The organism is Glaesserella sp., assembly GCF_041814905.1.
Classification (GTDB): Bacteria; Pseudomonadota; Gammaproteobacteria; order Enterobacterales; family Pasteurellaceae; genus Glaesserella.
Map to the genome: position 1 here is coordinate 1 of NZ_JBGXYA010000047.1, position 24,938 is coordinate 24,938.

Below are 24,938 nucleotides of genomic sequence, written 5' to 3' on the forward strand. Positions count from 1 at the left end.
CCCGATCCGGCGATTTATCGCTACACCTTAGACACCTTAGGCGTTTGTGCCGAACACGCCGTTGCCATAGAAGATTCCTATTATGGTATGATTTCCGCCAAAGGCGCAGGGCTCACCGTTATCGGCTACGAAGAAAAACGCATGATCATCGATCAATCCCCGGCAGATTACATGGGCAAAGACATGTCGGAAATTTTGGCGGTGATTAAACGGCTCCATGCCGAATAAAGTGCGGTCGGATTTTGCAAAGTTTTATGCAAATCGCACCGCTTGTCTCCACTATAAATGACTAAGGAGTAAAAAATGAAAGGTCAATGCTTATGCGGTTCAGTGACAATCACTGCACCCGAGAATAAAAACGTTCATGCCTGCCATTGCGGGACTTGTGTCCGTTGGAACGGCAGTCCGTTATTTTCTTTAAGTTATCAACAAAAATTAGATATTTTAGGTGAAGATTTCATCCAATGTTATCAATCTTCCGAATGGGCGGAACGTGCTTTTTGTAAGAAATGCGGCACGCATTTATATTATCATTTATTAGGTACGGATAATTATGAACTGTCCGCCGGTTTATTTAGTGCGGAAAACGAATTTACCTTAGATCAGGAAATTTATATTGATCGGAAACCGTCTTTTTACTATTTAGGCAATGCTGTTCCTAAATTAACGGAGAAAGAATTTTTAGCAACATTAGGCTTAGAATAAGCAATCAACTTTAAGCAAATTCTTACAAAAACAGAGAAACACAATGAACAACATCCACAACCACAAAATCTTAATCCTTGACTTCGGTTCACAATATACCCAACTGATCGCACGTCGTGTGCGTGAAATCGGGGTTTACTGTGAGCTGTGGGCTTGGGACGTGACGGAAGAACAGATCCGTGAATTTAACCCGACGGGGATTATTCTTTCGGGCGGTCCTGAAAGTACCACCGAAGAAAACAGCCCACGTGCGCCTGAATATGTGTTTAACGCCGGCGTGCCGGTGCTGGGCATTTGCTACGGTATGCAAACCATGGCGATGCAGCTCGGCGGACTGACCGAACCGTCCAGCCATCGTGAATTCGGCTACGCTTCCGTTGATTTACAAGTGCAAGATGCGTTATTTGCAAAATTGAACGATGATCCGACCGCTTGTAGCCCGAAACTCGACGTATGGATGAGCCACGGCGATAAAGTCACTCGATTGCCACACGACTTCCAAACCACGGCAGTAACCTCGACTTGCCCGATTGCAGCGATGTCCGACGAACGCCGTCGTTTCTATGGTGTGCAATTCCATCCGGAAGTGACCCACACTAAAAGCGGTTTAGAGCTATTAAAAAACTTTGTGATCGGCATTTGCGGCTGCGCGACCAACTGGACACCGGAGAATATCATTGAAGATGCCGTTGCCCGCATTAAAGCGCAGGTCGGCGATGACGAAGTGATTTTAGGCCTATCCGGCGGTGTAGATTCCTCCGTCACCGCACTGCTGTTACACCGCGCTATCGGCAAAAACTTGCACTGCGTCTTCGTGGATAACGGCTTATTACGCTTAAACGAAGGCGATCAAGTGATGGAAATGTTCGGCGATAAATTCGGTTTGAACATCATTCGAGTGAACGCGGAAAATCGCTTCTTAGACGCACTCAAAGGCATTGATGAACCTGAAGCGAAACGCAAAACCATCGGCAAAGTGTTCGTCGATGTGTTTGATGATGAATCGAAAAAACTGACATCAGTAAAATGGTTGGCACAAGGCACGATTTACCCAGATGTAATCGAATCCGCCGCCAGCAAAACAGGCAAAGCACACGTTATCAAATCACACCACAACGTCGGTGGCTTACCAGATTATATGAAATTAGGCTTAGTTGAGCCATTACGTGAATTGTTCAAAGACGAAGTGCGTAAAATCGGCTTGGCATTAGGCTTACCGGCAGAAATGCTCAACCGCCACCCATTCCCGGGCCCAGGCTTAGGCGTGCGTGTGTTAGGTGAAATCAAAAAAGAATACTGCGATCTATTACGCAAAGCGGACGCCATTTTTATAGAGGAACTCTATAAATCCGGCTGGTATTACAAAGTCAGCCAAGCCTTTACCGTATTCCTACCAGTCAAATCTGTAGGCGTAATGGGAGACGGACGCAAATACGACTGGGTGGTCAGCCTGCGCGCCGTCGAAACCATCGACTTTATGACCGCACATTGGGCGCACCTGCCGTACGATTTACTCGGTAAAATCTCCAACCGCATTATCAATGAAGTAGACGGCATTTCCCGAGTGGTGTACGACGTCAGTGGCAAACCGCCGGCGACGATTGAGTGGGAGTAAACCCAAATATATTATTCACCATTAAAGTTATCAAAAATCAGCAGCAAAAAAGTGAACATGATGTTCACTTAGACCGTTGACAAACATCAACAGGAATCAAATAAGTTGTAGGGGCAAATCATATTTGCCCCAAACAATCTAAGGAACATAAGGGCAAATGTAATTTGCCCCTACAATCACTTTGTTTATTTGGCATTTTGACAACCCCGCTATTTCAAGAATATCAAGGTTTGTCAGCAATCTGAGTAAACATCATGTTCACTTTTTAATTATTTTTTATCCGACAGGTACGGATAAACCTTTTAGATACCATTTATTTAATTTTTCTTTAAACTCATATTTGCAAAATAATGCTAGAATCAGACCGCTTGTAAACAAATAGGAGGCTGTATGGGATGGATTTCAGCGATTATTGTCGGTGCCGTCATCGGCTGGATTGCCGAAAAAGTCATGAAAAGTGAGATGGGGTTATGTATGAATGTCCTCATCGGTATCATCGGTTCTTCATTAGGGCGTTGGTTGTTTGGCGATCTGCTGGATATCGGTTCCGCTCATGCTGCCGGACGTTTTAACGTATCCGGCTTACTTTTCGGTGTATTGGGCGCTTGTGTACTCATTTTTCTATTACGTCACTTCCGTATCATGAAAAAATAGTGCCGGGCATATCCGTGTTTTACCGACTAAAAAGCCCATTTAAAACCATTCGTCAGAACATTTTTAAATGGGCTTTCACTTCTGTCATAACCTTTTCGGTGTTTGGCGTTACGTTGATAACTACCTTTCCCTTTTCGGTTTCGTTCTACTCGGCTTCTGAATAGCTTATCCGTAACTAATGCTTTTACTGCACTTTCATGAATTTCGCCGCGTTGATGGGCGTAATAATTTGATTTAGTCATTTAAACTCCTATTTTCGTTACATTTTAATTGTCAATTCAAGTCAAAACTTTGCATAGTTTGCCTGAATTAATAGGATTTGTACACCTCAAACTAAAATATTTAGCAAAATTAGATATTCGATAAACTATACAAACAGTTGTAAATAAAGGCTAAATACACTTCATACACATAAAAAGCTAAACTTTAATATATTTTAATTACATTTAATATTATTTGATTGAGTTATGGTTATCAAATACTTAGTATTCGCTCCTTAAACTTATAGTTTATCTTTATTAATTTTTCTTTTCTATTTTTTATTCTTTGTTATTTCATCGAGAGAAAATCTATTATGAGCACCATACGTTACCGTGCCGATATTGACGGTTTAAGGGCTATTGCTGTTTTATCCGTAATCTTATTTCATATTAATCCTTCTTGGCTACCCAATGGTTTTCTCGGCGTCGATATTTTTTTTGTTCTGTCAGGTTATCTCATCACTAAAATCATTAATGATGAAATGTGTTCCGGCACATTTTCATTTATCGAATTTTATAAAAGAAGAGCGAAAAGAATTTTGCCTGTATTCGTATTAGTTCTATCTGCTACCACCATTGCTGCAGCCTTCTTACTACTTAAGCATGATTTTTTTCAGTATTTGAAATCAGCTACTGCATCTCTGTTCTTCGTTGCAAATATTTTTTTCGCTCGTCGTGGCGATTATTTTGATTCATCTTCATCAGAAAGACCGTTATTGCATATTTGGTCCCTTTCCGTAGAAGAACAATTTTACTTTTTCTTTCCTATTTTTTTGCTTCTATGCATTAAATATTTCAGAAATAAAGTACCGTTGATGATATCCGTTCTTATTGTGTTAAGTATTCTTTCACAATTTTTACCGGCATTCGGAATGGAAAAATATTATCTGTTACAAATCCGCGCTTATGAATTATTAATTGGTGCCTTATTTGTTTTTGTCAAACCTCGCCATACTCAAAAACGAGTACCACTGATTTTATTTCTTACCCTTATTGCCATCATGTTTCTACCCAAAGATACTTTACCGGCTAATGGATATATCGAACGTTTGGCAATCTGTTTTATTACCGGTTTACTGATTTTGTTTGGTTATTATCGAGCTCAAGATAACAGTGATTGGGTCTATCGATTGCTCAGTTCCAAGATGATGGTCAGTATTGGTTTAATATCTTATTCGTTGTATTTATGGCATTGGGTCATTTTATCTTTACTGCGTTATGTTTATATGGACAACGTTTTACCGCCCCATATTATTATCACTGCCGTTATAGCCATGTTCGCTTTAGCTTATGCCTCTTTTCGCTTAGTAGAAAATCCGATACGCAGAATGAAAGGGATAACTAACAAACAATTTGCAGGTGGAATGCTCGCTTATTTTTTATTGATCGTTCCTGTCGGCGGACTAATTTACTACACGGATAAAGCTGCGGATGAACAAAGCCATCTGACTTGGGAACTAACGGGGATTTGTCATGATACCGTTTTAGATAGCGGCTGTGCGAAGGGAGATACCCGACTCCCCCCCAACATCTTAATTGCCGGAGATTCTCATGCCGGGCAATATAATATGTTTATTAACGAAGTCGGTAAAAAAGAAGGTTGGTCTGCCGATCTCATTTCTTCAAACACTTGTGCCGTGGCTATAGGTTTCAGACTTCCGCCGGATAATCGCCGAGCTGAACGTTGTAATGCCTACGTACAATATATCGAAAACAATATCAATAAATACCAAACTGTTATGTTCATGGAGCGTTGGATGATTTATTTGCAATACAAAGACTTTTTACCTCTTTTCGAACAAACCTTGCAGGATTTGATCAAACAAGGAAAAGAGATTTATGTCTTTAAGGACAACCCTCTTTCGCATTATCCGGTATTGAGAAAATACCATTTAGAACAACGAGGTATTTTCATTGATTATCTCACTGAATCTCGTAAGCAAGAGATTGAGAATAATCACAAGGCCAATGTCATAATTAAACAGATTGTGGATAAATATCCCGAAGTTCATTGGGTGGATCTTTCAGAATTCATTCCGAATGATTTTATGAGTGATAACCTGCCGGTTTATCGCGATTATGATCATTTTAATCCTTATGGTGCTCAAAAACTGGCATTAGAATTTATTGAACTACAAAGGTTGCTGAAAAAGCAATAACCCCCGATGAACAAACCGCCTGCTTCTCAGGCGGTTTGTTTTTAATGCTTAACCATAAAAAATTTGTATATAAATAACGAAAAACAGTCCTATAAGAACAGTAGAAAAAACAGTATAATCCGCGTTAATTTCATCGCATTCAGAATAATCAAGATCAAGCGGTGGTTTTTACTTGCAATTTCGCACGACTTAATTATTCACTCCTTATGAACTGTTGACAAAATCAACATTCAAAAAAGACGCGTTATGTGAGCAGACATTTTGTAAAAAGAGAGAAATCGTTATGAAAAAAGAAGAAATCGGACATCATTTTTTGGCTCGTTTAGGTAAAACACGTTTACGTCCGGGTGGAAAAGTCGCCACAGATTGGCTGATTGCAAACGGTGACTTTAGAAAAGAAAAAAAAGTATTAGAAGTTGCTTGTAACAATGCTACAACCGCCATTGAAATCGCAAAACAGTTTGGCTGCCAAATTGTCGGAGTGGATATTGATGAAGACGTTTTAGAAAAAGCCCGCCAAAATATTAAAGACAACCAGGTAGAGGAACTGATACAAGTTCAACGTGCTAACGCAATGAAGCTCCCTTTTGATGATAACAGTTTTGATATTGTTATTAATGAAGCCATGCTGACAATGTTACCGAAAGAAGCCAAAGAAAAAGCGATTCGCGAATATCTGCGCGTACTTAAACCGAACGGTTTTTTACTGACTCACGATTTACTGCTTGACTCAGATGAAAACGATGCGGTTCTTGAAAAGTTGCGTGAAGCGATCAATACAACCGTTTCCCCATTATCAAAACAAGAATGGAAAGAAACATTCTTAAATAGCGGTTTCCGCAATGTTGAGACATTTACCGGCGAAATGAGTTTACTTTCGCCTAAAGGTCTTATTCATGATGAAGGTGTACTAGGCGCAATGAAAATCGTCGGGAATGCACTGAAACCGGAAAATCGTGACACATTCAAAAAAATGTTCCAAACCTTAAATGATCCTAATAATAAATTAGGTTTCATTGCTGTTTGTAGCCAAAAATAGTCGTCATTTTCTTTCCCCCTCTTCGGGTTGTGAAAGAGGGGGTATTTTTAATATTACAGGATAATAATAATGTTCGAATTGTTCCAAAACTGGTATAAGCAAAAATTCGGTGATCCGCAAACAGCTGCACTTTTAGCTATTGTATTCGTCGGTTTTGGTATTATTTATTTTTTCAGTAGCCTCATCATGCCGCTATTGGTGGCAATTGTTTTCGCTTATTTATTAGAATGGCCGATCCGCTTTCTCAGCTTTAAGCTAAAATTTCCACGGATGCTAAGCCTCATTATTGTGCTGGGCGGTTTTATATCACTTTCCATTTTCCTTTTTGTTGTGATGCTACCCATGTTGTGGAATCAGGCAATGACGTTTTTAAAAGATTTGCCTTCTATGTTCAATTTATTGAATGCTTGGTTAGAAGCATTACCGGAACACTACCCGGAGCTAATCGACTATGCGATGCTCGACTCTATTATGTCGACTTTAAAAAGTAAAATTGTCGGTTTTGGCGACCCGTTATTGGCATTCTCTCTTAACTCCTTAGTCAGTTTGGTTGGTTTGGGGGTTTATGCTTTTTTAGTACCGTTAATGGTGTTTTTTTTGCTCAAAGATAAAACCCTGTTTATTCGCTCGACAGTCAAATTTATGCCGAAAAATCGCCGTCTTGCAACCCGTGTTTGGGGAGAAATGCAACAACAAATCGCCAATTATATTCGCGGTAAATTCTTAGAAATTTTAATTGTCGGTATCGCGACCTACATTATTTTCCTGTTTTTCGATTTACGCTATCCGCTACTACTCTCCGTGGCTGTAGGACTTTCGGTTTTAGTGCCTTATATCGGTGCGGTGTTGGTAACGATTCCGGTTGCTTTAGTTGCTTTATTCCAATTCGGTTTATCGCCTGATTTCTACTATTTATTGCTCGCCTTTGTTATCAGCCAATTATTAGACGGTAACTTAGTTGTGCCATTTTTATTCTCTGAAGCAGTCAATTTACATCCTCTCACCATTATTGTCGCAGTAATTATATTTGGCGGACTTTGGGGATTCTGGGGTGTCTTTTTCGCTATCCCATTAGCAACCTTAGTAAAAGCAGTATGGAATGCTTTACCGTCAACCAACAATGAAGAAGAACTAAACCAATAAATTAATGTCACAGCGATAAATTTTCGGGAAAGATTACCTATGTCGACAAAAAAAGAGCGTACACCTCGTCATCCTAATTTAAAGAAATTAAATAAAGTGATTGCGATTGGCGGAGGCCACGGCTTAGGTCGTGTATTATCTGCTCTATCCTTTTTACGTAGTCGTCTTGTCGGGGTTGTAGCAACAACAGACAATGGTGGTTCTACCGGCAGAATTCGTGTCCAACACGGTGGCATCGCGTGGGGAGATCTACGAAATTGTCTTACCCAAATCACCGTTAAACCAACCGTTGCTTCCGCCTTGTTTGAATACCGTTTTGGCGGCGAAGGCGAATTATCCGGACATAATTTAGGTAATCTGATTCTAAAAGCGTTAGAAGATATGAAAATTCGACCGCTTACCGGTCTCGACTTAGTGAGAGATTTACTACACGTTCGAGTCGGATTAATGCCGATGTCCGAACAACCGGTTCACCTCGCCAGCCATTTAGTTTCAGGTAAAACCATTGTCGGCGAAGTTTCAATTGATGCATTAACCGAACTTCCGCAGCAACTTTTCTTAGAACCCAATGTAGCTGCAACCCCTGAAGTCTTGGATGAAATCAAAAAAGCCGATCTGATTTTACTTGGCCCGGGTAGTTTCTTAACCAGTATTATGCCTAGTCTTTTAATTTCAGAGATTGCCGAAGCCATTCAGCAATGTCATGCTAAAGTTATCTTTATTGACAACATCGGTAGAGAACGAGGTATTGCGGGTACACTTTCACTCAATCATCGCATAATTTGGTTGGAGCGAGCCATTGGATTTGGACGTTTAGACGGTGTGATTACAGTACCGGAAGAGCCCTCGATTTTACCGGACCATATCACGGTATTCCGCCAAGATTTACACGCGGATGATGTTTCCTACCGGCATGATCGCCACCTACTCAGCAAAGCGATCAACGACATTTTAGAATTATTTTAGGCTTGCAAGCGGTCTGTTTTACGTATAAATTTGCAAATTTTTAATTTCAGCCCCTTTTAAGGACATTGTGTGCTTGTAACCGACTTTCATTTTGACTTACCGGACGAACTTATCGCCCGTTATCCTACCACAGAGCGCACCGCCAGCCGTTTGCTTTATCTCAACGGCACAAGCGGTGAATATCAAGACCAACAATTTAATGATTTACTCTCTCACATCCATCCGGGAGATCTGCTTATTTTCAACAATACCCGCGTAATTCCCGCACGTCTTTACGGACGCAAAGCCAGTGGTGGTAAATTAGAAGTGTTGGTGGAACGTGTTTTGGACGCTCACCGTTGTCTGGCTCATATCCGTGCCTCAAAAGCGCCAAAAGTAGGCACCGAGATAGTCTTAGGCGAAGATAAATTAGGTGAAGGAAACGGATTTAAAGCAATAATGACGGCACGCCACGAGGCGTTATTTGAACTGCATTTCGAGGAAGAGCAACCTTTATTCGACTTGCTGCAACAAGCAGGACATATGCCGCTTCCGCCTTATATTGACAGACCCGATGAAGAAAGCGACCAAGAACGTTATCAAACGGTTTACAGCCAAGTCTTAGGCGCTGTTGCCGCTCCGACTGCCGGGCTACATTTTGACCACGCGACGTTACAACAATTACACCAAAAAGGTGTGAATACCGCATTTGTGACACTACACGTTGGGGCGGGGACTTTCCAGCCGGTTCGAGTAAAAACTATCGAAGATCATAAAATGCATTCCGAATATGCTGAAGTCAGCCAAGATGTTGTCGATAAAATTTTGGCAACCAAAGCAAACGGGAAACGCGTGATTTGCGTTGGAACCACTTCCGTCCGCTCCATTGAAAGCGCGGCGCAGGCAGCTGAAAAAGAGGGAAAAGCAATCGCACCGTTTTATTCGGATACGGCTATTTTTCTCTATCCGGGCAAACCATTCCGCATTGTTGATGCATTAGTGACAAACTTCCATTTACCGGAATCCACATTAATCATGCTGGTTTCTGCTTTTGCTGGTTATCATCACTGTATGGCAGCATATCAGCACGCGGTTGAAGCCAAATATCGTTTTTTCAGCTACGGCGATGCCATGTTTATCACTAAAAATCCGAATGCTGAACACGATATTCCGTAATTTTATCTTAGGATGGGTTTCCTTACCCATCCGAAAAACGCTCTGATTATTCTCCTAAATAGCTGCTATACCACGGGCTCCAACGGCTTCTTGCGGTGTCAATATCATAGCGTTGCGAAAAAAAATCCACCTTAATCATACCTACCTTTGCCGTATTTAACACTGTTGTTCGATAGTGAGCCAAACGTTCAACAACTTGTTGGTTCGGATGTTTCCACGGGTTCCAACGCCCCGCCGAAATGATGGCAACATCAGGCTGTGTATGAGCAAGCAAAGTCTGGCTGGTACTGCTTCTGCTACCATGATGCCCGACTTGCAGAAAATTGATTTTACCGATCTGTTGAGCATAGTAACGCTCTTGTTCTATTCCACTATCCCCGGTCCACAGAATTTTATATTGCCCGATTTTCACAAGCAGTACACAGGAATCTTCATTTTTTGCCCGTTCTGCAATAGTAAGCGGATAAACAGCTTCCATTTTCACCGCGCCGAATTGCCACTGTTGTCCGGCAACACAAGGCTCAAAAACCGTTTGTATCGCATTATTTTTACCGGACAAAATCACTTTTGCCTGCGGGTATTCTGCGGTTAATGCTTTTAAACCGCCGGCATGATCGTTATCGTCATGGCTGATAATAATCGCCTCTACCTCAATCCCTTGTCTACGCAAATAAGGCAGAATTTCCGTTTCAGCCATCGAGCCATCCGACCAACTTGCACCGGAATCGTAAATTATTGCTTGTTTCCGACCGCTTGTTTGAAAAATCAACGCCATTGCCAAGCCTTGTCCGACATCAAAATTGATCCATTGAACCTGCGGTTCGGGAAAAATCCATTTCGGCAACGCATAAGCTCGATTAAACAGCAATACCACAACTACGGCATAAACCCGATAACGTTTAGGAGATGGATTTAGCCATACATAGAGCAACAGTAACAATAGCAAATTCAGCGAAATAAACAGCCACTGCTGTGTGTAAGAGAGCGGAAACCAATAAGATGCCATGGGCGTAAGTAACGCCAAACTCCCTTGCCCAACCCAATCCGCCAATTGCCAAGTAGACCATAGATTATCCGTCACCAAGCTGAATAAAATCAATGGCACCAAAATAAAGCTGTATAACGGTACAATCAGCAAATTTGCAGGCAACGCGAGTACTGACGAACCGTCGAAAAACAGAAATTGTACCGGTGAAAAAACCAGCCAAATACCGATTTGAAGATGGAGCAATGAAGCAAACAAGCGGTACGTTTTGCCGAATTTTTTGCAAAAAAATAAAGATTGCCATTGGTAAAAAGGAAAGCATTGATACCAAAAAATCAAACTGGCGACAGCTAACACAGACAGCCAAAAACTGCCCGACAGCAAGGCAAGCGGATCTAACAGCAATAGGAGCGCAACCCCACGCCACCACAACTGCCAAGGCGTGTAATGTCGACGAAAAAACCGACAACATAAAACCAGTGAAATGGCAATTAACGTTCTGACGGTTGGAATGGCAAACCCGGCTAAAAAACAGTAACCGAATGCCGATAACCAACCGATAATTTTTGCAAAAAAATAGCCGGAACCGACCGCTTGTAATAACGAAAATCGAAGTCCTAACCAATACACCGCTCTTGCCAATCCAAAGCCGAAAACAAACGTCAAACCAATATGTAAACCGGAAATTGCAATCAGGTGGGCGGTGGTTGTTTGTTGGAAAACTTGCCAATCCTGTTGACTCATCCAAGCTCTCTCACCAAAAGCTAAAGCCAATAACAACCCTTGAGACGGTAATTTTTCCGTTTGCTGTTTGACCCGATACAGCCATGCTGTTCGTATCGGTTTGCCGGCGTTTTGTGCTATGCGTTCAACTTTTTTGACCGAACCGGTTTGTCGAATATCTTGTGCAAAAAGCCACTTTTGGCGATCAAAATTACCGTGATTCAGTCGCCCTGAAATTGGGCGTAAATTGAGTTCTGCACGATATTTCTCATGTAGAATCAAAGGTTGTTCGCTTTGCCAAATCAAATAAATCTGTTCACCATTTTCCCGTTGCGCGATGGCGGTCTGATAATCTTGTTGACGAAGAATTTGCCTGATAAGAATCATTTCGGTCACATTTTCTGCTTTCACACGGTTTGCTCGCTCTGCAATGTCAACAATTTGTCCATAACTCATGGCGAGTATCAAGCCCAATCCGCCAAGCAGTAGAGAACGGCAAAATAGCGACCACAAACAGATCAACATTGCAATCATCATCCCCCAACTCAACCACGCTTGCGGCAGCCATAAAATCGGCAATAGGAGTAGAACAAAATATTGGCAGAATCGATCTAAATTCATCTTTCATACAAAAAGGATAAATAATCGCAGTATGCCGTTTAACCGAAAATAGAAAAGAGAGGAAGGAAAATTTGTCGATGAGGTTCACAAAAAAAACGGGGCGACTGCCCCGTTTATAATTTGAAAAGACGATTATTTTTGATCATCCGCCATACTGACTGCCGCTGTAAATAATACATCGGTTGAAGAGTTGATTGCCGTTTCAGCCGAATCTTGGATAACACCGATAATAAAACCAACACCGATAACTTGAGCAGCTACATCATTCGGAATATGAAATAAGCTACACGCCAACGGAATCAATAATAATGAACCGCCCGCAACGCCCGAGGCACCACAAGCACAGATTGACGCAACAACACTTAATAATAATGCTGTTAAGAAATCAGGTTGAATACCTTGGGTATAAGCCGCCGCTAAGGTTAATACCGTGATGGTAACGGCTGCCCCTGCCATATTAATGGTTGCACCTAACGGAATAGAAACGGAATAAATTTCTTCTTTCAAGCCTAAACGTTTTGCCAACGCCATATTCACCGGAATATTTGCCGCAGAACTACGAGTAAAGAAGGCTGTTACACCGCTTTCACGCAAGCAAGTGAAAGTAAGCGGATACGGATTACGACGGATTTTCCAATAAACCAAAAGCGGATTTAAAACAAATGCCACGATAGCCATTGCACTTAACAATACCGCAAGTAATTTAGCATAATCTTCAAAAGCCTCTAAACCGTTTACGGCGATAGTTTCCGATACTAGACCGAATACGCCGATCGGTGCAAATGCGATCACTATTTTTACTACGAAAGAGACTGCATTGGAAAGATCGTTTAGTAATACTTTTGTACTTGGTGCACCGTGACGTAAAGCGATACCGAGACCGATTGACCAAACCAAAATACCGATAAAATTACCGTTCGTAATTGCTCCCAACGGATTATCCACCAAGTTAAAAATAACGCCTTTAAGCACTTCACCCACACCTTGTGGCGGAGCCAAGCTTTCAGGACTTGCAACTAACTTTAATGTCGTTGGGAATAGCACACTTAACACCACGGCAATTAAAGCCGCACCAAAAGTACCGATTAAATAAAGGAGAAGAACCGGTTTTAAACGACCATCCGTACCAATTTCCTTATTCGCTATTGCGGCAAGTACAAGAGAGAAAACCAAGATCGGGGCAATTGCACGTAATGATTTCACGAAAAATTGACCTAATACGCCAACATTTTTCGCCCATTCAGGCATAACGAGTGCAAGCACTACACCTAACACAAGACCAATGGCAATGCGTAACACAAGGTTACCGCCTAGGATTTTAGAAGATAAAGAAGAGTTGCTCATAAAGCTTCCTACTAGAACAAAAAAAGAATGAACGGCTGGCCGTCCATCCACCCAATTTAGGCGGATGAGATTAACGGAAAAAGTGGCATAAGTGAATAGTTTCCCACCATTTATTTAAACTATTTTTGATTTTTTAAAATAACTTTAATTTTTAAAGTCTTTTTTTAACATTCGTCTAAAACAACGCTTATAGCTATTTTCGCTTTCTCTTGTTTAAGGTAAAATATTGACAAGTTTTTATATTTATTAAAGGGACTCGATGAAACCTGAAAACAAAGCTAATTTCAAGCGTATTGTCCGCGCAACAGGCTACTCAATTAAAGGATTAAAAAGTGCTTATATTCATGAAGCCGCATTTCGCCAAGAAGTTTGGCTATCTCTAGTTATTATTCCTCTCGGTTTATACTTGGGTAACGGCGCCATCGAAAAAGTACTGTTAGTCGGCTCGGTCTTACTTGTTCTAATGGCAGAGCTGTTAAATAGCGCAGTAGAGTCAGTGGTCGATCGAATCGGTCCGGAGTATCATGAATTATCCGGTAGAGCCAAAGATATTGGCTCGGCAGCTGTATTTGTCGCGATGGTGATTACTGGCATGACTTGGGGATTAATCCTATTTTTCTGATATGTATAAAATGATCAAACTATTCTGTCTGCTGTTATTGATTGTTGGTGGTGCCATGGGCTACGTATACACACAAAAGAAAGATATTATTGAAATCATTACAGAAGAAGAGAAACTTGCCAAACCGCTGGTATCACAAGACCAACCGTTACCGAATGTTACGATTGATCGTTTGCTTGTCTTAAAAGGCAAGCGTCAAATGTGGGCATATCAAGGTGAAAAGTTAATTAAAATTTATCCGATTGCTCTTGGTTTCAACCCTATCGGACACAAGCAGTTTGAAGGCGATGGTAAAACGCCGGAAGGTATTTACCGAATTAATGAGCGAAATCCAAATAGCGCTTATCATAAAAATTTAGGCGTATCCTATCCGAATAAAATCGATAAAGAATATGCCGAATCACAAGGAAAGTCACCCGGCGGATTGATCAAGATTCACGGGCTACGCAATGGAAGCGGCTCAATCGGACGGCTCCATTTATTAAAAGATTGGACTCATGGCTGTATTGCCGTCACCAATGAAGAAATTGACGAACTTTATCAACGCGTAAAACATAATGCTGAGATAGATATTCGTCCTTAACACAGATAGTTTTATCAATCATATTCATAAAAAGGTACTCTTATGAAATTTACTAAAACCCTGCTCTCTGTTTCTCTACTTACCGCCACAACAGCAATGGCGTACGAAGCGGATAAAACTTACCGTTTTACCGTTCTACATACTAACGATACCCACGGTCACTTCTGGAAAAACGATAAAAGTGAATATGGATTTTCTGCACAAAAAACTGCCATTGATAATGTCCGTAAAGAAGTTGAAGGACAAGGCGGTTCGGTAATTTTACTTAACGCGGGCGATTTCAATACCGGTGTACCTGAATCCGATATGCAAAACGCAAAACCGGATATCGAAGGGATGAATATGTTAGGCTACGAAGCCGCCACACTCGGTAACCATGAATTCGACTACCCTCTTCAAGTGTTAGAAATGCAAGAAAAATGGGCGAATTTCCCTTTCCTCTCTGCAAATATCATTAATAAAAAAACCGGCAAGCCATTAGTGCAACCTTATGTTATTTTAGATAAAAACGGTTTAAAAATAGCGGTAATCGGTTTAACTACGGAAGATACAGCTAAATTAGGCAATCCGGATGTCACCGATAATGTCGTTTTCCATAACCCGATTGAAACGGCAAAAGATACGCTTGCAAAAGTCAACAAAAAAGAAAAACCGGATGTACGTATTGCGTTAACCCATATGGGTTATTACCCTGACGAACAGCACGGTTCAAACGCACCGGGTGACGTGACTCTCGCCCGCCAACTTAACAAAGGCGCATTTGATTTAATTATCGGTGGCCACACACACGATACCGTTTGTGTCGATGAAAAAGGTGCATTCAAAACCAAATATACTCCGGGAGAAGAGTGTAAACCGGATTTCCAAAACGGCACGTGGATCGTTCAAGCCGGCGAATGGGGTAAATATTTAGGTCGTGCGGACTTTGAATTCAAAAACGGCGAAACCAAATTAGTCAAATATGAATTAATCCCAATTAACCTTAAACAACGCATTAAACTGGAAGACGGTAAATCCGATTATAAACTTTACCAATCAGAAATAGCCGAAGATCCTGCAGTATTAGTACACTTGAAAAAATACCAAGATGAAGGCGACAAATTGCTTGGTGTAAAAGTAGGTGATGTAAAAGGCGCCTTAGAAGGCGACCGTAAAGCGATTCGCTTCCACCAAACCAACTTAGGTCGTTTAATCGCACAATCACAAATGGAACGTGTAAAAGCGGATGTCGGTATCATGAACTCAGGCGGTATTCGCGCATCTATTAACGAAGGACCGACAACCTATAAAGATTTATTAACCGTTCAACCGTTCGGTAACATGATCTCTACCGTAGATTTAACCGGTCAAGAATTACTTGATTTGTTAAATGTCGTTGCATTAAAAGAGCCTGACACCGGTGCTTATCCGCAATTTGCCGGTCTGTCTATGATTGTTGACCGCACGGCGAAACAAGTTTCCGATGTAAAAGTCGGCGGACAACCGCTTGATTTAGCCAAAAAATATAAAGTTTCTCTCCCTGACTATTGCGCAAACGGCGGTGACGGTTATCCATTGTTGAAAAAACATCCGAGCTATGTCAACACTGGCTTTATTGATGCGGAAATGTTGAAAAAATACTTTGAAGAAAACTCACCGATCGATGCATCGAAATACGATCCGAAAAACGATATTATTTTCAAATAATCTTTGACAAGCGGTCTGATTTGCAAATTGTTTTACCAATTCGACCGCTTGTAACTCCTCCATGGCACGCTGTTATGCGTGCCATTATTTTATCGCCAAAATAGCCATATCGTCCGCAAACCATTAAAATGAGCATACAAGCGGTCACTTTCGCCTATTATTTTGCAAATTACCTTGAATAAAGAAATGCTATGGATATGAACAATCAATATCTCAAAACCCTTCTTGCGGATTTCAATCTGCGTCAAAAAACCGACTTTGCCACGAGTGAGGTGATTCCGCTATTACATCAACGCAGTCGGTTTTACGACGACTTATTGCAACTGCTTTGGCGTCAATACGGCTTTGCCGATCGAGCCGATCTCGCTCTGCTTGCCGTAGGCGGTTACGGCAGAAAAGAGATGTTCCCGCTATCGGATTTGGATATTTTGGTACTCACGGCAAACCCTATTACTGAAAACGACCGTAGCCGCTTAAATGAAATGTTTAATTTGTTATGGGACAGTAAACTTCAAGTCGGCGCATCAATCCGAACTATCGAAGAATGTATCGACATCGGCAAAAAAGAGATTTCCGTTGCCACCAATATGTTTGAAAGCCGCTGTATTTTTGGTAATGAAAAACTATGGCAAACCTTGATGGAAAATTTATACCATTCGGATTTCTGGAAATTAGAGGACTTTTTCCAAGCCAAAATAGCCGAAAAAGAAGAACGTTACGCCCGCTACAACAACACAAGCTACAACCTCGAGCCCGATCTCAAACATAGCCCGGGCGGTTTGCGAGATCTGCATTTATTGTCATGGATTATGCTGCGCCATTATGGTGTCTATTCGATTGAACAAATGCACGCCAAAGGCATTCTTTTTCCGGAAGAATATCAAGAGCTAAAACAGGCGGAATCGCTGCTTTTTCGTATGCGTTTCGGCTTGCATTTACAATTAAAACGCTACGACAACCGCCTGCGCTTCGATCGCCAATTACAACTCAGTGAACAACTTGGCTACCGCGGTGAAGGCAATCAACCGGTAGAAATGATGATGAAACATTTCTTTCAAGCAACGCAATCCATCTCACAACTTACCCAATTGGTACTGAACAGTTTTGAACAAACCGTTTTTCAGGATTTGCAAAAAATCGGCGCAAACCAACCGCTTGATGCGTCTTTTTTCCTACGCGATAACACCATTTTCGCCGTCAATCCGATTATTTTTCAGAAAGAACCGCACAGTATTCTTGATCTGTTTTTCCACTTGACCCAACATCCGAATGCCACGGTTTCTGCCACTACATTACGCAACTTGCGTTTAACATTACAGAAATTACCGCAGCCATTAAGCGAATCAGCGAAGGCTCGCCAACGTTTCATTCAGCTGTTTGAACAGCCGAATGTGATCAAAAAAGCGATCGTACCGATGCACCAACTTGGCGTACTCAGTGCCTATTTACCACAATGGCAAGGCATTGAAGGCTTAATGCAGTTCGACCTGTTTCATATTTATACAGTGGACGAACATAGCGTTCGGGTCATGTTGAAATTGGAGAGTTTTCTGGATCCTCAGAATCATGAACACTATCCGCTATGTTGCGAGCTGTTTCCAAGGCTCCTCGATCGCCGGCTGATCTATCTTGCCGCACTGTTCCACGATATTGCCAAAGGACGAGAAGGCGATCATGCCAAAGTCGGTGCCGTTGATATGCGCGAATTTGCCGAAAAACACGGTTTTAATCAAACGGAAACCGATTTTATGGTATGGTTGGTCGCTGAGCATTTAACAATGTCAACCACAGCACAACGCCGAGATATTCACGACCCGGATGTGGTGAAAGAATTTGCCAAAATTGTCGGCAACCGCAATGCACTGTCAGCACTGGTGTGCTTAACCATTGCCGATATTTGTGCGACTAACGAAACCTTATGGAATGATTGGAAAAGCACGCTCTTCCAAAATTTGTACCGGTTCACCGTACAACAACTGAAACTGGGAGATGATAAATCCATCGATTATTTGCAAATAGCGGCAATGAATAAAGCCAAAGCATTAACCGAACTCAGTAAGCAGCTCACCCATATTCAACAAAATCTGGTCACGACATTTTGGCATAGTTGCCCTGAAAGCTACTTTGTTCGAAACAGTGAAACACAACTGATTTGGCATGCGTTGGGTGTTGTACAAAATCACAGCTTACCGATGGTGTTGGTCAGCAACGAGTATGCCCGCGGAGCAACGGAAATTTTTGTCTATTGTGAAGACCAACCGCAACTGTTCGCACGTATCGCTCAAACGCTTAGCCAAAAGAAAATCAGTATTCACGATGCACAAATTATTACCTCCGATAACGGCTTAGTGTTGGATAGTTTTATTGTTACCGAAACTAACGGACAACCTTTAAGTGATGAACGCATCCTGTTTATTTATAACGCCTTAGTCGCCACCTTAAGTTCATCGAAAAAAACGGCATTTAAATTAACCAAACAACCGGTGAAACATCAATCTTTTAAACGAAAAACCAAAGTTCGCTTTTTGACTCATTCTCATCCTAACCATACCGGTTTTGAACTTTTTACCCTTGATCGAGAAGGTTTATTGGCACAAATCGGTTTTATTTTTAGTCAGTTGGATTTGAATTTAGTTAACGCCAAAATCACCACAATCGGCGAACGGGTCGAAGACTTTTTTGTCGTAACGACTAAAGAAAATCTCGCATTAAACGAACAAGAGAAAAAGATATTAAAATCACATATTTTGCAAGAACTCTCGAATGAGTAATTTGCAAATTCTTCGGCAAATCAGACCGCTTTAAGCTATACTTGCGCCCGATTTATCGATATTTTTAAAGATAAGGAACCAAATGAACAAGTTGATTAAACTCATTTCACTCACGACGCTACTGGCTTTAGCCGGCTGTCAGTCCATTTTAGACGCACCGACGACCGTAGAAAAACCCGCCGTGGAAATCGCTCACAATGACCCGCAATGGCAGCAACACTTAGCACAGTTATCGCAAATTAAAGCCTATGCGGCTAAAGGTCAGTTTGGTTATATTTCCCCACAGGAACGCTTCTCGTCCCATTTCGATTGGCAATATAAAACGCCTACGGATTTCGGCTTAACGCTCTCTTCCAACTTATCAAGTAAATCACTCAAACTGCAACGTAACCGCTATGGAATGACCATTTCCGATAGCGAAGGAAATTCACGTACGGAAGCGGACGTTAATGCCTTAATGGAAGAAATTATCGGCGTTTCTTTCCCAATCGATCAGTTTGCTTATTGGGTAAAAGGTCAACCCGAAAACGGCAGCCGCTATATTGTTAACGAAAAACGCCAATTAGCGCAATTCGACTACCCGATTCGAGGTTCGGTTTGGAAAGCCGGTTTTATCGAATACCACCAAGATCGCACACCGAATCTACCGAAATTAATCGTGTTGGAAAACGGGGCACAAACTTTAAAAATCCGTATCGATCAATGGACTTACTAATGAACGAACGCTTTACTTTTCCCAGCCCTGCGAAACTGAATCTATTTTTATATATCACCGGCAAAAGGGCTGACGGTTATCACGAATTGCAAACATTATTTCAATTTTTAACCTTTGGTGATGAAATTGAAATTGAGATCACCGAAGATCCGAACATTGTTCTCACAAATAATTTAGAGGGTGTTGAACCTGAGCAAAATCTGATTTACCGATCTGCAAAACTTTTGCAAAAACAGACCGCTTGTAAACTCGGAGCCAAAATCGGTGTGACTAAACGCCTTCCGATGGGAGGCGGTGTCGGTGGCGGCTCGTCAAATGCGGCAACGGTATTAGTCGCTCTCAATCATTTATGGAAAACCGGATTATCCCTTGAAACTTTAGCGGAAATGGGGTTGAGTTTAGGAGCGGATGTGCCGATTTTTGTACGCGGCTTTGCCGCTTTTGCCGAAGGTGTCGGTGAAAAACTTACACCTTGCCGACCTAAAGAGAAATGGTATTTGGTGTTAAAGCCCGAAGTATCCATTTCTACCGCACTGGTTTTTCAACATCCCGATTTACCGCGTAATACGCCGAAGCGAAAATTAGAACAACTTTTAAACGAAAAATGGACAAACGATTGCGAAAAAATTGTCCGAGATCACTATTCAGAGGTTGATGAATTGCTCACGTGGTTGTTACAATATGCGCCGTCTCGGTTAACAGGTACAGGATCCTGTGTATTTGCCGAATTTGAAACGGAAGAAGAAGCACGCCGTATCTTTTCCCTAAAGCCTGAGCATATAAAAGGCTTTGTTGCTCAAGGCCAAAATGTTTCACCTTTACACCAAAAACTCAATTTATTTTCCTAAATTTAACCCAGAGGTTACCTTACAATGCCTGATATTAAACTCTTCGCAGGAAACGCTACTCCCGAATTGGCAAAGCGAATTGCTGAACGTCTTTACATCTCCCTTGGTGACGCAACAGTAGGTCGTTTCAGCGATGGTGAAATCCAAGTACAAATCAATGAAAATGTACGTGGTGGGGACATTTTTATTGTGCAATCTACCTGCGCACCGACAAATGACAATTTAATGGAATTAATCGTTATGGTCGACGCATTACGTCGCGCTTCAGCCGGTCGTATTACCGCAGTGATTCCTTATTTCGGCTACGCTCGTCAAGATCGCCGTGTCCGTTCTGCTCGTGTACCCATCACGGCAAAAGTGGTTGCCGATTTCCTCTCCAGCGTAGGTGTTGACCGCGTTTTAACCTGTGACCTTCACGCAGAACAAATTCAAGGCTTCTTCGATGTACCGGTTGATAACGTATTCGGTTCACCGGTATTACTTGATGACATTCTGAAAAAATCCGATTTAGTGAATCCTATTGTTGTTTCACCGGATATCGGCGGTGTCGTTCGTGCCAGAGCCGTTGCCAAATTACTCAATGATGCAGATATGGCGATTATCGACAAACGCCGTCCGAAAGCGAACGTTTCTCAAGTAATGCATATTATCGGTGATGTCGCCGACCGTGACTGCATTTTAGTTGACGATATGATCGACACCGGCGGTACGTTAGTGAAAGCGGCGGAAGCATTAAAAGAACGTGGTGCGCGTCGTGTCTTTGCGTATGCAACTCACGCCGTATTCTCCGGTACTGCAGCGAAAAACTTAGCAAATGAAGCGTTAGATGAAGTCGTTGTTACTGACACTATCCCTCTTTCCGCTGAAATTCGTGCATTGAATAAAGTTCGCGTACTGACATTATCCGGTATGCTTGCTGAAGCGATTCGCCGAATCAGTAATGAAGAATCAATTTCTGCTATGTTCAGCCATTAATTATTTAAAGCCCGAAAATATTCGGGCTTTTTGTTATTCACCGATATTAATGCGTAACAATACACCCTGTAACTCGTTTTATGTACTCACTTATTCGAAAATTTCTGTTCTCAATGGATGCGGAAAATGCGCATCAATTTTCCGTTCAAGCGCTCAAAATTCTCGGTCATTTACCGATTTCACCAAGCTGTTTTATCCCTGAAAATCCCGTGAATGTAATAGGGTTACGCTTCAAAAATCCGATTGGTTTGGCAGCCGGTGCGGATAAAAACGGTGAGGCGATTGACGGTTTTGCCAAATTAGGCTTTGGCTTTATTGAAGTCGGCACCGTGACCCCTGTCGCGCAAGACGGTAACCCTCGCCCCCGCCAATTTCGTTTACTTGAAGCAGAAGGTATTATTAATCGTAACGGTTTCAACAACTTAGGCGTTGATGTACTGATTGAAAATGTGAAAAATGCTAAATATAACGGTGTACTGGGAATTAATATCGGAAAAAACGCCACCACGCCTATTGAACGGAGTTTTGACGACTATCAAATCTGTTTACGCAAAGTCTATCAGCACGCCGGTTATATTACGGTGAATATCTCTTCTCCGAATACGAAAAACTTGCGCTCGTTACAATACGGCGAAGCCTTGGATGATTTATTAAAAGCATTGAAAGCAGAACACGCGCAGCTGGCGCAAAGACAAGGCGTTTACAAGCCGCTTGTATTGAAAATTGCACCTGATCTCAGTGCAAACGAAATTGCTTCGGTAGCAGACAGCTTGATTCGTCATAATATTGACGGTGTGATTGCGGGTAATACGACCCTTTCACGAGATACGGTAGCAGGACTGCCCCACTGCGATCAGCAAGGCGGATTAAGCGGCAAGCCGTTAAATGATCTCAGCACGAAAGTGATTCGCCAATTAGCACAAGAATTAAAAGGGCAAATTCCGATTATCGGCTGCGGCGGAATCCATTCCGTTGCCAGCGGACAAGAGAAAATAGATGCCGGTGCAAGCTTATTACAAATCTATTCCGCAATGGTTTATCAGGGCCCAAAACTCATCCGAGATTTAATCGCGGACATTAAAGTCTGACATCTCGCAAATTCAACACTTTTTTGCAAAAAAGCGGTCGAAACTGACCGCTTGTTTCTTTGTTGTACGCCTATTTAGTCAAGCACATTTGTCTCCATAATTCGGCGATCATTTGAGTCAAATCATAAAATTTTTACTAAAAAGATAATTTTTCACTCAACGCAGATTTAAATATTATTCAATTTTTCTTATACTCATTACGGTGCTATTTTTATTCGGAAACGCATTACCGTTTGGTGATAGACGTTAATGTATTTTAAATTTATTAATAGGAGGATTTATGAAACGCCTAGCTATTTCTGTTCCTATCTCGCTTATCTTTGCTTTAACATCTTGTGGAAGCAGTGACGGAAGAAACTCGTCGAGTACGACTTCACCGACAGATTCTGTTATTATCTCCGACGGCGGTTCTACAACATCGGACGGTTCTACCTCAACTACCGACAGTTCTACCTCAACTACCGACAGTTCTACCTCAACTACCGACAGTTCTACCTCAACTACCGACAGTTCTACCTCAACTACCGATAGTTCTACCTCAACTATTGACAGTTCTACTTCAACTACCGACAGTGACGATTCAACCGATAATCCTATTCCGGCGATAGATATAACAGGTTCTGCCATACCAATCACCGGGCATTATGCCGAATTTACCCAGCTAGAAACGAATAGCTACAATCATTCGGATACGGAAGAAATCAATAACCCGGTAAAACTCAATATTGCCGATCTCAGCGAAACGGACAATATCGATAGTTTAAATATTGACGGAGTTATCATCGACCTCAAACCGACAACAGATCCTAACTATATGGTTAAACAAGAAGCAAACGGTGATGTTTTCGTTCAAATCAAAAATGATAGCGGGGAAGAAGAATTAGGCGTTGGTATACAATTGGATAATGTTCGCTACGGTGTACTTTCCAAAGCACTTCGAACAACAAGTGAAGAGACGTATGCCGCGACAGCATTTGTTCAAGGTAAACAAACCCCGATTGATAAAATTCCGACTTCGGGTGTCATTAATTACGAGGGACAACATATCGCCTATACCTACGGGCGAATCAATGCCATGCCTTATGAATCGGATGCCGCCTCGGTTTGGCTAACTGCCGACTTTGATAATAAAGTCGTGGAAGGTGATTTAGGTTTAGAGCGTTACCTGAATCGTCACGGTGATGCCAGTAAATTTACCGCAAAAATCAGCGGCAGCAGCTTTGCAACGGAAGCCCAAACCGTCACCCCTTACCTGATAGACAACTCTTCCTATCGCTATGAATCCGACGACGAAGGTAATGAAGTATTAGTAAGAGACGGCGATCCTAACTATATACCTCGCGTCGATAATGTCGTGGTTAATGGGGCATTCTACGGTCCAAACGCGGAAGAAGTTGCCGGCACATTCTATAGTGGCTATGAAGGCGGTGCTTTCGGAGCGAAAAAAGTACCTGAGTAAAATCAACGTACTCACTGATTTTGCAAATGAATTAAACAAACGGACCGCTTGTTACAAGCGGTCCGTTTTGGTTCTTTTTTTTGCAAATTATTCGCTGGTCATCGGTTTCCGTCATATTAGAGATCGTCAACCAATAAATAGATTTTCGATATCGGACCATGTACACCAACGACTTTGATTAACTCAATATCCGCAGTAGAACTTGGACCTGAAATAATATTAATACAGGATGGCATACGTTCACCTTGAGCCGCTCGCTCATGCAATACTTTTGCAAGCTGTGCAACGCGCGGAAGCACCTTGCTTTTACGTAATACAACCACTGATTTTTCAGGAAGTAGGCTCACGGAACGTCCGAAGTTTTTATCAGAAAACAACACAATGCCACCTGATTCCGTTAATCCGTATTCAGCATAAACGATACCGATATTGGCTTTTTCGGCTTTCTCAATATTGGTTTTGCCTTCCGCATTAAAATCCCAAATGTACGTATCGGGATATTGCTGCGCCACCGCTTGAGTAATGCCGAAATCGCTTAAACGTTGATCGTTATTTACGATCACGTTTCCACCGCCGTATTTTTCACAAATTTCAATGATTGTTTTCGGTAAGTCTTGTTCTTTCGCAATGACCACATCCGCCAACATAATGCGTGAGAAATCAATAAATTCCTTGCACAACTGCTCTTGGCTAAGATTGGTCAAACGGGTTGTCGGATAATCATTAACCAATGGTGGCATGGGTACAGGCACCGTTTGACGCGTTTTGCCCATACGTTCTGCCAGTTTATTCAAAAAGTTTTCGCGGTTCTGTGCATCCATC

Annotated in this window: 22 protein-coding genes; 18 read left to right on the plus strand and 4 right to left on the minus strand. The window is 41.8% G+C overall.

The features are described 5' to 3' along the window. From ACEYJ7_RS06985 to ACEYJ7_RS07000, 4 genes are all read left to right on the plus strand, one after another. Positions 1-228, plus strand: a 228-nt coding sequence (locus ACEYJ7_RS06985) for an HAD-IA family hydrolase (protein WP_373778357.1), incomplete at its 5' end; no start/stop codon positions are given. 75 nt (positions 229-303) lie between these two features. Beyond that, positions 304-705, plus strand: coding sequence for a GFA family protein (locus ACEYJ7_RS06990; protein ID WP_373778358.1), 402 nt, complete (start codon positions 304-306; stop codon positions 703-705). A 43-nt stretch (positions 706-748) separates the two neighbouring features. After that, positions 749-2,320, plus strand: coding sequence for a glutamine-hydrolyzing GMP synthase (gene guaA / locus ACEYJ7_RS06995; protein ID WP_373778359.1), 1,572 nt, complete (start codon positions 749-751; stop codon positions 2,318-2,320). 390 nt (positions 2,321-2,710) lie between these two features. Next, positions 2,711-2,974 (plus strand): GlsB/YeaQ/YmgE family stress response membrane protein, encoded by a 264-nt coding sequence (locus ACEYJ7_RS07000; protein WP_373766481.1) that lies wholly within the window; start codon positions 2,711-2,713, stop codon positions 2,972-2,974. A 26-nt stretch (positions 2,975-3,000) separates the two neighbouring features. Here ACEYJ7_RS07000 and ACEYJ7_RS07005 read toward each other — a convergent pair whose 3' ends face one another. Next, positions 3,001-3,216, minus strand: coding sequence for an alternative ribosome-rescue factor A (locus tag ACEYJ7_RS07005; RefSeq protein WP_373778360.1), 216 nt, complete (start codon positions 3,214-3,216; stop codon positions 3,001-3,003). Positions 3,217-3,548: 332 nt separating this feature from the next. Here ACEYJ7_RS07005 and ACEYJ7_RS07010 point away from each other — a divergent pair, with 332 nt between their 5' ends. From ACEYJ7_RS07010 to queA, 5 genes are all read left to right on the plus strand, one after another. Further along, on the plus strand, positions 3,549-5,393 hold the full coding sequence (locus tag ACEYJ7_RS07010; RefSeq protein ID WP_373778361.1) for an acyltransferase family protein: 1,845 nt from the start codon (positions 3,549-3,551) through the stop codon (positions 5,391-5,393). A 283-nt stretch (positions 5,394-5,676) separates the two neighbouring features. Further along, a complete protein-coding gene (locus ACEYJ7_RS07015; RefSeq protein ID WP_373778362.1) occupies positions 5,677-6,432 on the plus strand; it encodes a class I SAM-dependent methyltransferase in 756 nt (251 codons plus the stop codon). 69 nt (positions 6,433-6,501) lie between these two features. Then, positions 6,502-7,575, plus strand: a complete 1,074-nt coding sequence (locus ACEYJ7_RS07020) for an AI-2E family transporter (protein WP_373778363.1) — start codon at positions 6,502-6,504, stop codon at positions 7,573-7,575. Positions 7,576-7,614: 39 nt separating this feature from the next. Beyond that, complete coding sequence (yvcK, locus tag ACEYJ7_RS07025) at positions 7,615-8,541, plus strand: uridine diphosphate-N-acetylglucosamine-binding protein YvcK (protein WP_373778364.1); 927 nt, start codon at positions 7,615-7,617, stop codon at positions 8,539-8,541. Positions 8,542-8,610: 69 nt separating this feature from the next. After that, positions 8,611-9,696, plus strand: a complete 1,086-nt coding sequence (gene queA / locus ACEYJ7_RS07030) for a tRNA preQ1(34) S-adenosylmethionine ribosyltransferase-isomerase QueA (protein WP_373778365.1) — start codon at positions 8,611-8,613, stop codon at positions 9,694-9,696. Between the two features lie 46 nt (positions 9,697-9,742). Here queA and ACEYJ7_RS07035 read toward each other — a convergent pair whose 3' ends face one another. Together ACEYJ7_RS07035 and sstT are read right to left on the minus strand one after the other, a co-directional pair. Beyond that, positions 9,743-12,025: a DNA internalization-related competence protein ComEC/Rec2 gene (locus tag ACEYJ7_RS07035; protein ID WP_373778366.1), complete on the minus strand. Its 2,283-nt coding sequence runs from the start codon at positions 12,023-12,025 to the stop codon at positions 9,743-9,745. 132 nt (positions 12,026-12,157) lie between these two features. Continuing rightward, complete coding sequence (gene sstT / locus ACEYJ7_RS07040) at positions 12,158-13,369, minus strand: serine/threonine transporter SstT (RefSeq protein ID WP_373778367.1); 1,212 nt, start codon at positions 13,367-13,369, stop codon at positions 12,158-12,160. Between the two features lie 259 nt (positions 13,370-13,628). Between sstT and ACEYJ7_RS07045 the strand changes: the two genes are divergently transcribed. The 9 genes from ACEYJ7_RS07045 to ACEYJ7_RS07085 all read left to right on the plus strand — a co-directional run bounded on the left by ACEYJ7_RS07045 (position 13,629) and on the right by ACEYJ7_RS07085 (position 24,116). After that, complete coding sequence (locus tag ACEYJ7_RS07045; protein WP_373778368.1) at positions 13,629-13,991, plus strand: diacylglycerol kinase; 363 nt, start codon at positions 13,629-13,631, stop codon at positions 13,989-13,991. 10 nt (positions 13,992-14,001) lie between these two features. Then, complete coding sequence (locus tag ACEYJ7_RS07050) at positions 14,002-14,574, plus strand: murein L,D-transpeptidase family protein (protein ID WP_373778369.1); 573 nt, start codon at positions 14,002-14,004, stop codon at positions 14,572-14,574. Between the two features lie 42 nt (positions 14,575-14,616). Then, on the plus strand, positions 14,617-16,260 hold the full coding sequence (gene ushA / locus ACEYJ7_RS07055) for a bifunctional UDP-sugar hydrolase/5'-nucleotidase UshA (protein ID WP_373778370.1): 1,644 nt from the start codon (positions 14,617-14,619) through the stop codon (positions 16,258-16,260). Positions 16,261-16,457: 197 nt separating this feature from the next. Next, the gene (gene glnD, locus ACEYJ7_RS07060; protein ID WP_373778410.1) at positions 16,458-19,031 is read left to right on the plus strand and encodes a bifunctional uridylyltransferase/uridylyl-removing protein GlnD; all 2,574 of its coding nucleotides are present in this window, start codon (positions 16,458-16,460) and stop codon (positions 19,029-19,031) included. A gap of 82 nt (positions 19,032-19,113) precedes the next feature. Beyond that, the gene (gene lolB, locus ACEYJ7_RS07065) at positions 19,114-19,746 is read left to right on the plus strand and encodes a lipoprotein insertase outer membrane protein LolB (RefSeq protein ID WP_373778371.1); all 633 of its coding nucleotides are present in this window, start codon (positions 19,114-19,116) and stop codon (positions 19,744-19,746) included. Continuing rightward, positions 19,734-20,594: a 4-(cytidine 5'-diphospho)-2-C-methyl-D-erythritol kinase gene (gene ispE, locus ACEYJ7_RS07070; RefSeq protein WP_373778372.1), complete on the plus strand. Its 861-nt coding sequence runs from the start codon at positions 19,734-19,736 to the stop codon at positions 20,592-20,594. Before lolB ends, ispE begins: the two co-directional genes overlap by 13 nt. A gap of 24 nt (positions 20,595-20,618) precedes the next feature. Further along, positions 20,619-21,569 (plus strand): ribose-phosphate pyrophosphokinase, encoded by a 951-nt coding sequence (locus ACEYJ7_RS07075; RefSeq protein ID WP_373778373.1) that lies wholly within the window; start codon positions 20,619-20,621, stop codon positions 21,567-21,569. A gap of 80 nt (positions 21,570-21,649) precedes the next feature. Continuing rightward, positions 21,650-22,657 (plus strand): quinone-dependent dihydroorotate dehydrogenase, encoded by a 1,008-nt coding sequence (gene pyrD, locus ACEYJ7_RS07080; protein ID WP_373778374.1) that lies wholly within the window; start codon positions 21,650-21,652, stop codon positions 22,655-22,657. A 280-nt stretch (positions 22,658-22,937) separates the two neighbouring features. After that, positions 22,938-24,116, plus strand: coding sequence for a transferrin-binding protein-like solute binding protein (locus ACEYJ7_RS07085; protein ID WP_373778375.1), 1,179 nt, complete (start codon positions 22,938-22,940; stop codon positions 24,114-24,116). Between the two features lie 116 nt (positions 24,117-24,232). Here the strand turns inward: ACEYJ7_RS07085 and ACEYJ7_RS07090 are convergent, their stop codons facing one another. Continuing rightward, on the minus strand, positions 24,233-24,937 hold the full coding sequence (locus ACEYJ7_RS07090; RefSeq protein WP_373778376.1) for a lactate utilization protein C: 705 nt from the start codon (positions 24,935-24,937) through the stop codon (positions 24,233-24,235). Position 24,938: the final 1 nt, after the last annotated feature.